At 59.7% G+C, this 7502-nt stretch carries 5 protein-coding genes and 2 pseudogenes; 3 read left to right on the plus strand and 4 right to left on the minus strand.

The window, feature by feature from the left end; translation table 11 throughout:
* Positions 1-288 precede the first annotated feature (288 nt).
* On the minus strand, positions 289-1227 hold the full coding sequence (locus HWX39_RS18240) for a response regulator (protein WP_175969372.1): 939 nt from the start codon (positions 1225-1227) through the stop codon (positions 289-291).
* 244 nt (positions 1228-1471) lie between these two features.
* Here HWX39_RS18240 and HWX39_RS18245 point away from each other — a divergent pair, with 244 nt between their 5' ends.
* Positions 1472-1945, plus strand: a complete 474-nt coding sequence (locus HWX39_RS18245) for a thioesterase family protein (protein WP_175969373.1) — start codon at positions 1472-1474, stop codon at positions 1943-1945.
* A gap of 13 nt (positions 1946-1958) precedes the next feature.
* Here the strand turns inward: HWX39_RS18245 and HWX39_RS18250 are convergent, their stop codons facing one another.
* Positions 1959-3401, minus strand: coding sequence for a sensor histidine kinase (locus HWX39_RS18250; protein ID WP_175969374.1), 1443 nt, complete (start codon positions 3399-3401; stop codon positions 1959-1961).
* A 200-nt stretch (positions 3402-3601) separates the two neighbouring features.
* On the opposite strand from HWX39_RS18250, the gene HWX39_RS18255 reads away from it, so the two are divergent.
* Positions 3602-3961 (plus strand): hypothetical protein, encoded by a 360-nt coding sequence (locus HWX39_RS18255; RefSeq protein WP_175969375.1) that lies wholly within the window; start codon positions 3602-3604, stop codon positions 3959-3961.
* A gap of 695 nt (positions 3962-4656) precedes the next feature.
* Positions 4657-5859, plus strand: coding sequence for a WG repeat-containing protein (locus HWX39_RS18260; RefSeq protein WP_175969376.1), 1203 nt, complete (start codon positions 4657-4659; stop codon positions 5857-5859).
* A 75-nt stretch (positions 5860-5934) separates the two neighbouring features.
* Here the strand turns inward: HWX39_RS18260 and HWX39_RS18265 are convergent.
* Positions 5935-6378, minus strand: a pseudogene (locus tag HWX39_RS18265) (helix-turn-helix domain-containing protein); the annotation flags it as partial.
* Positions 6379-6516: 138 nt separating this feature from the next.
* Positions 6517-7502 (minus strand): annotated as a pseudogene (locus HWX39_RS18270) (ISNCY family transposase); the annotation flags it as partial.

Consider the following 7502-nt stretch of genomic DNA (forward strand, 5'->3'; position numbering starts at 1 on the left):
GCAGATCGCTTCGCGATGCAGCTTTCGTGAGGCGTGGTGACAACATCAGATCGAGAATCGATCGATATCGGGAAGCGGCGCAGATCGCAGATCGACAGCCTGCTCTGATTGGATGAGCCATCTAATTGGAATAGTGGGTGGCCCTCGGAATAGGGTGCTATTGGAACAAAATTCCGTGCCGATGATAACTGTCAATATTGACAGGGATTGTTCCGATTCGCGTTGCTGCCGAGCCGACGACAGCACCGCCTCGCCGCCCGTTCCGTCCAGGGACGGGCGGATGATTTCTTACGCGTGACGCCATTTTGCCAACGTGGGCAGTTCGCGCTCGGTGGCCGCATCGTCCAGACGGGTCCAGCTATAAAACGTGCCGCTCCATCCCGGAACGGGTAGCGGGGTTGCGCAGCGAATGTCCGCGAGACCCGGTCGATAGCCCTGAGATGGCCAGAACAGCGGCATGATGCGGCGTGCTTCCATGCCGCGACACAATTCGGCCGGTCCACCCGCGTCGGCCACGATATCGCAGTGGAACGACCAGTCCTCCTCGCTCCAGGCGAGAAAGACACTTGGCGCACCGGCGGCGTCAAACATCAGCACCGCGTCCTGATTGGGGCGCCAGTAGTATTCGACGATGCCTTCCCGCGCGGCCACTGCATCGATCAGCTTGACGATCCGCGGATCCCGGTAGGTCGCCCCCGCTTCATGCAGGCTGATGTGCCCGCGGGCTGCGCAGAACTTGCGTTTCGCGTTGTCCAGCACGGCTGCCAGCTTGCGAGGCATCTCGACGTCGGTTTTCTTCAGATAGCAATCGATCAGTCCCGCGTTGAATGCGTCCACCGCCTCGCGCTCGTCGGCGACGCCGGTGAGCAGGATTTTCATGCAGTCCGCGTTACGGATGGAGGCCAGAAACCGGATGCCGTCGACCTCCGGCATCGAATAGTCGACGACTACCGCGCCCACCGCCTCAAATCGGGCGAGATTGGTGAGCACATCATGGCCGATCGCATTTCCGCCGGTATTCTCCGCACCAAAAAAGTCCGCGGCGGTCGGTGGTGTCTCCGCGTCACGCGACGATACGAAGTCGAGCGCCGCCTGGGGCTGCGTAAAGAAACGGTTCAGGCGTTCGTCCGGAAATATGCCCCGCAGTGCCTGCAGGAAATCCGGATTGTCGTCGACAAATACCACGGACACGGGATAAAGCACCGGCTGCCTAACGAAGGGTTGCATTCGAGTCTCGAAAAATCAGCAGAGGAACGTGCGGCACCGGAGACGCATGACCGCGAACGACGGTCGCATTGCACGACCGCGCTAATTATCCGGCGAAAGTGGGACGCGCATCAACTACTCCTCATCCGCGCATTCGACATGTTTGGACCGCGCCGCTCAGTTTAAATGCACGGGGAGAATCGGGCCATTCCTTCTCGTTGAAGGAATGCGCCGCTACCGCCAGTAGCGATTCAAGGAGTTATCCATGCTGACGCGAGACGCGATTCTTAACGTCCTTTCCAACGAAACGGCACATCTGTCCGAGAAAACCTTCCATCACGTGGTCGACATTTACCTCAAGGATTCCAATGCCTTCATGAATACCTATTTCTCACGCTACTTCGAATGGCAGGGCGTGTGCCGTGAACGCTGGTTTCACGAATGCATCCACAACAACCTGCTGGCGGCCGGCGGGTCGTTCGTGACGAAGCGCGCGCATCAGGAATACGTCCACGAGACGTTTCCGTTCCAGCGGGTCGATTGCTATCTCAATACGTTCGAGGTTCGGCAGTGTTCGGCCTATCTGCTGTTTCGCTTCTACGTTGACGGACGGCAAGTGTCGCTGGGGTATCAGCAAATCGTGTTTGCCGGTTCCGACAAGCGGATCCGCCGGTTTCCGCCGGGCATCATCGAGCGGGTCAAGGCGTATGAACTGATCCTGCCGTCCGCCGCGAACTGAACGTGAGACAGCCTTACCCAATGCGATAGCGCCGGGTGGGCGCCGGCGGATCGCGCAATGCCTGGTCCGCCGGCGAACCGGGCTCCGGCAGCCGAATCGTGAACGTAGTCCGGACGCCGGGGAGGGATTCACACGCGATGGTGCCGCCGAGCGCCTCGCATACGCGGCGACAGAAGCTCAATCCCATGCCGGCACCGCGACCGTGCGACTTGGTTGAGAAGAAGGCGTCGAAGATTCGAGGGAGCACATCGGGTGCGATGCCCGGGCCCGTATCGCTGAAACGCACCACGCAGTAACCGTTGCTGCGATGGGCCTCGATCTCGATCTGCCCACGGCCGTTTGCGTGGATCGCGTACAGGGCGTTTTTCAGCAGATTGAAGATGACGAAGATCACGAGCGAGTCGGATCCGGAGAACTGAAGGTCCGGATCGATCGGGTCGACCGACACGCGGTCTCGCTCACCCACACGGAAGGGAAAGCGATCCACCGCGGCGTCGACACAGGCCCGTATCGGATAGGCCGCGAAGCCGTGGCGATCGAGTCGGTCCAGCGTAAAGGACGCCAGGGACATTTCGACCACCGTACTCGTGGTGTCAACCTGGCGCCGGATCGACGACGCGAGCGTCGGCAGCCGCTCCAGCTGTTCGGGATATAAACCGTCGGCGCACAACCGGTGCTCCACCGCTAGCCGATACCCGCGCAGCAGCACCGGCAGGACGCTCCGCAGCTCGTCCGCGTGCAGGCCGATCGCCGCCAGCGGCGTGGCCACTTCGTGCGCGACCGTCGCGGCCAGCAGATAGGGGCCCATCAGGCCATAGCGGACGATCGACGTCGCGAGAATCCCGAGACTGAGCGCGATAACCAGCACCCCGACCGGATAGAACTCGACTCCGTAGTTCACCGCATAGTCGGTAGCCGCGAGCGAGTAGAGGCCCAGGCTGACGAGACATTGGGTGAGCAGTTGCCGGACGTCTCGCGCTCGCTCCTGTCGTCTAGCGTCGATCAGGAGCCAACCGCTGCGGCCGACCAGGAGTACCGTCTGCACGACGTGCAACGGATGCAGTGGGCCTGCCTTGGGATACGGGCCAAAGAAATGCAGGCGAAATCCATCGACGACCGCATTGCTCGTGACGAGCAGTACCGCCAGCAGGACGCAGAGTCCGTAGGATGCGAACAGGATCGGCCGCTCGTCCCGACGCGACACGATCTCCGTCACGAAATGGTAGAAGGTCGTCGGCAGAAAAAGGATGAACAGATAGCCTGCCTTGACCAACACGTTGGCAACGTCCGCCTCGGTCGTCTGGAACAGGAAGGCCCACGTTCCCTGCCAGACGAAGGTCGTCGCGCACATCAAGACGAACGGGACCGATACGCGCGTGAGGCCCTTGGTGGCCATCACGTAGAGGCCGAACCCGAGAAACAACGCAGATACAAACGCGGGCAAGATCGAGTACATGATGCGTGAATCCACAATGTTCACTGGTCGCGCACCACGGAACTCTCTTGGCCGGTGCTATTTGCGAAAGTAGCACGCAGCGGCAGGCGAGCGGGTGCGGCAGGTTTGTACATGGGGTCTCCCCGCATCACAATAGTCGATCGCGCGCGCGACGGGTCCCGAACAGGACAGTCGAATGCCATCATGATGAGGAGCCGGCCATGGATTTCAACTTGGCCGCTACAAGCTATGTCCCCGCGATTGCATTCGTCATCACGATTGCGCGAGCTATCGCAATGACGAATGTCAAGAACCGCTCCGCAACTAAAGCTGCGGCCGATCGTGTGAAGCAGGAACTCGAACAGGACGACAGTCTACCCGGCGAACTGCCCGACTGGCGGGTGAGCCGTCACCGATTGACAAGAAAATTTTCGAAGCAATTGCATCGATCGAGTGCAAAATCTCGAATAATCGGCCGACCCGATACACCTGTCCGGGAGCCCGCGTTCCCTGTCATAAAAAATGACGTCGGATGGATAACCGATGCCTGCTTGCAGCAAGCACCGCATGCTACGCCTTAACATGGGGTTTCGCGAATATTTCGCGCCGCTCGAAATTTGCCTGGGTGGCTCGTTCGAAAGCGTCTTCCGATGAATGGAGGGCGAGCAGCGGATTTCATGGAGCGACGATACCGCACGCCGCACCGAAGACGAAGGGTGCCGATGTGAGGTCGCCGAAAAATGCGTTCTCCGGGGCGAAGCATATGGCGTGGCAATATAAATTATGCGAAGCCCGCGGAGCATACTTCCTACATTAACTGCAAACAAGGTAAGGGCGTCGATCTGAAACGGCTCGATGTTGACGCAACATTGGGAGCCGACGGGTTTAGGCCATGCGACGACGCGCTGGCGTCACTCGATGCAGGGTGAATAAAAATCAGACAGAGAGTATTCTTTTTCACTCGACATTATTGTGGGCGCGGATCGGAAGCCCTTGTCACGCTAAATCAGGCTACCCCAGTGAAGCCCGTCGAAATCGAGGGGATCCGGGAAAGGAAGAATTTTAGTTGCTTCGGGCGTGGTTGCACGAACCAACATCGCACTGTGAAGCCCATTCCGCCCGCTGCACCGCTCGATGGCCCGTCTCCGTTTTGCGGAATCCGGCTGCGACGCATGATTTGCCGTCGATTAAACGCCCGAAAACGTAACACCAGCGGGCATGACATAAGCATCCGGACGCTGATTTGCCAACGCGTCACTCATAACAAGGAACTTCGATGGCACATCGCATGTACATGTTCAATCTGCAAGACATCGGTCCGGCCGACACGCCATGTCTGAACATGGTGGAGTGGAACTACGACTTCCCGACGGTGTTGAGTCCGCTGCTGGCGGTAGCGCCATTCCTTGCACGTAATCGTTGTAACGATACCGGCGATGACGACGGAATTTATGCGGAAGCCGAAGGCGGCAAGACGCGGATGGCCAGGTTGTACGCATTCCTGGAGCGTCATGCCGACCGTCTGATCGACGATCTAGACGCGTTCCGGGAAGCAAAGCGCAAGATATTCGCATTCCTCGAAAATCGCGCGATCCACCGGTACTTTCATCTGAACGGATGGGATGTGTTCAACCTGTCGGCGAAGCCGCACGTTGAACTGGCTCAAGCGTTGTTGGCACGCATCGAGCGCGACAATGCGAGAATCGAGCAAGCGATCGAGGCCGACGATCTCGCCATACTCGACCAGTGCGAGGGTCTTGCGGAAGAAGATGTCACCAGTTTTCGCGAACTGATCAACCAGGACCACTACGACTACGGGTGGGAACCGTTAACCTCGATTTACTACGAGCAAGTTGAAGTGTTCGAGCAAGACGGGAAGATGGGCGTGATGGCCATCACGGGCGAGACGCTGGTGCCACCGCGCTACGACGAGATCTGCTTCGACGCATGGATGGAAGTTGCAATCGTGCGGCAAGGCGACCGATACGGACATATCGATAGCCAGGGGAACGCGATTACGCCGGTGCAGTACGAGCGCGTATGGGCGTTCTGGCGCGGGGAATATGCGCGGGTGCTGCATGACGGAAAGTTCGGGGTGGTGGATCGCAACGGCGTACAGGTCATCCCGTGCCGTTATACCGCCTTGACCGTGCTGCTGCACTCCGGCAGCAGGTGCTGGGCCGCCTGCGAACACGAGCGATGGGGCGTGCTCGACGCTTCGGGGCAATGGCGTCTGCCGGCCGAATACCAATCGATCGACGACTCGATCGGCCGGATCGTAGCGACCCGGCCGGGCAAGGACGTGCCGGACATCTTCACCCGTCGTTTCGTGCGGCTCGGCACATTGCCTGACGACGATATCGTGGCGTTCGAAGTCGAACACGACGAGGACGGCAAGGTGTTTCACTATGACGTCAAGCAGGCGGGTACCGAAATGGTCTCCACGTTCGACGAAGATGGCCAGCCGGTCGGCACCTGACACGACGATCATCATCGTGTGAGTTGCGTGACGCAGTATCTGGGCGCGGGCGAGGGTGAAAACCGGGACCGTTCACCACCGATGATCGCTGCCGTCGATCTGAATCAGTTCGCCCAAGCAGGCGCGCCGGGCCCGCGGCTGATAGACCTTCGGCGGCCGCTGCCGGCGTGGCACCCACAAACCGGCATCCGTCATCAGCCGCCGTACCGTTTCCTTGGCCAACTGGATGCCATGGCACTCGGACAACTTCTCGCAGGCCAGCGTCGGGCCAAAATCCGCGTAGCGCTCGCGAATGATCGTCAGCGCTCGCCGAGCCAGTTCCTCGTCCAATCGCCGGTTCCCCGGACGACCACGTTTGCGCGACGTCAGTCCAACCGCGCCAGATTCCCGGTACCGAATCACTAGCCGTTCGATCTGCCGGACCGTCAGGCCCAGTCGTTCGGCCGCGCGGCCAGGCTTCAGCCACGAATCCACTACAGCCTGGATGACCTTCAGACGATCGAGTTCTCGCATGTTCAATGTCACCAGTGCTGTTCGGTGCATCGCCGGCTCCATGATCTGACGGGGAGCCGGCAAGCTTACCGAGGTCCAAACACGACATTTCTAAAAAGCTACTACACCAAATGTCATACCCGGATTCAGATGTCGTAGCGCCAGCTAAATACAGATGTCGCATGTTTCTCGGCCTTTCCGTCCTTCAGCGTTGAAGCGCCGAGCCTGAAGCAGCAGGGCGCTTACGCTCACCCGCGGGCCTTCGCAGACCGCCGATTCGATTCCGGTTGATGTGTTTGTGAGGCAACCTGCAGGATGGCTGCTTCGATATCAGCCTCCGTGAACGCACGCTGTTTCTTGGCACCTGGCAACGATGCCTTGGCTCGTACCGGTAACCCTCGATTGGCACGCGACGGCGAACCCGAGATCCGCCGGTTGTCGCGCTGCGCCTGGATCGCTTCAGCCACCTGCAGCGCATGACTCAGACGCTTGTGTTCGATGATCGCGCCTTGATCGACCTCTGCCAGTTTGTCATAAAGGCGGCATCGCAATAGCTCGCCATCAGCCCGTATTTCGATCCGGCCATCCGGGTACTCCCAGACGTCGATGTAGCGATGAATCAGTTTCCGATTCTCCAGCGTATCGTCCAGCAGATACAGCACCCGGTCGTACAGCACCGTGAGCGACTTCGAGACCCGACGCGTTTCGCGCCAGGTCATCACCCGGTCCAGATTCTCGTCGTCTCGCAGCGGCCGGTGCGCATTGAAGTCGCTGCGCGGCGGCTTCGCGAAGCGACGATTGAAATCAGCGATGAAGGAGGGCGCGCGTCGGCGACCGTGCTGATGCCGCGCAAGCGCATTTCCTTGACCAACCGGTCCTGCAGCGTCAGGTTAGCCCGTTCCACACGCCCCTTGGCCGAGCTGCTGTTCGCGCAGAACGTGTCGATGTTCAGCTCATACATGGCCCGGCCAAACTGCGTCACGCTGCTACCGGTCTTGCCTGCGGTCGGGCTGCGGAACACGCTGTACTTGTCGCTGTAGAACGCCACCGGCTTACCGTAACGTTCCAGATATGCCCGCGTCGCCTCGAAGTAGCTGAACGTCGATTCGGTCGTCGTAAAGTGCAGTTGCATCAACCGGCTCGTCGCATCG

The sequence above is a fragment of the Burkholderia sp. BCC0322 genome, assembly GCF_902833045.1.
GTDB lineage: Bacteria > Pseudomonadota > Gammaproteobacteria > Burkholderiales > Burkholderiaceae > Burkholderia.

What these genes read in the sequence shown, in the direction of transcription:
- HWX39_RS18245 (WP_175969373.1), top strand. Translation starts at nt 1,472, where the DNA reads ATGCTGACGCGAGACGCGATTCTTAACGTCCTTTCCAACGAAACGGCA.
- HWX39_RS18240 (WP_175969372.1), bottom strand. Translation starts at nt 1,227, where the DNA reads ATGCAACCCTTCGTTAGGCAGCCGGTGCTTTATCCCGTGTCCGTGGTA.
- HWX39_RS18250 (WP_175969374.1), bottom strand. Translation starts at nt 3,401, where the DNA reads ATGTACTCGATCTTGCCCGCGTTTGTATCTGCGTTGTTTCTCGGGTTC.
- HWX39_RS18255 (WP_175969375.1), top strand. Translation starts at nt 3,602, where the DNA reads ATGGATTTCAACTTGGCCGCTACAAGCTATGTCCCCGCGATTGCATTC.
- HWX39_RS18260 (WP_175969376.1), top strand. Translation starts at nt 4,657, where the DNA reads ATGGCACATCGCATGTACATGTTCAATCTGCAAGACATCGGTCCGGCC.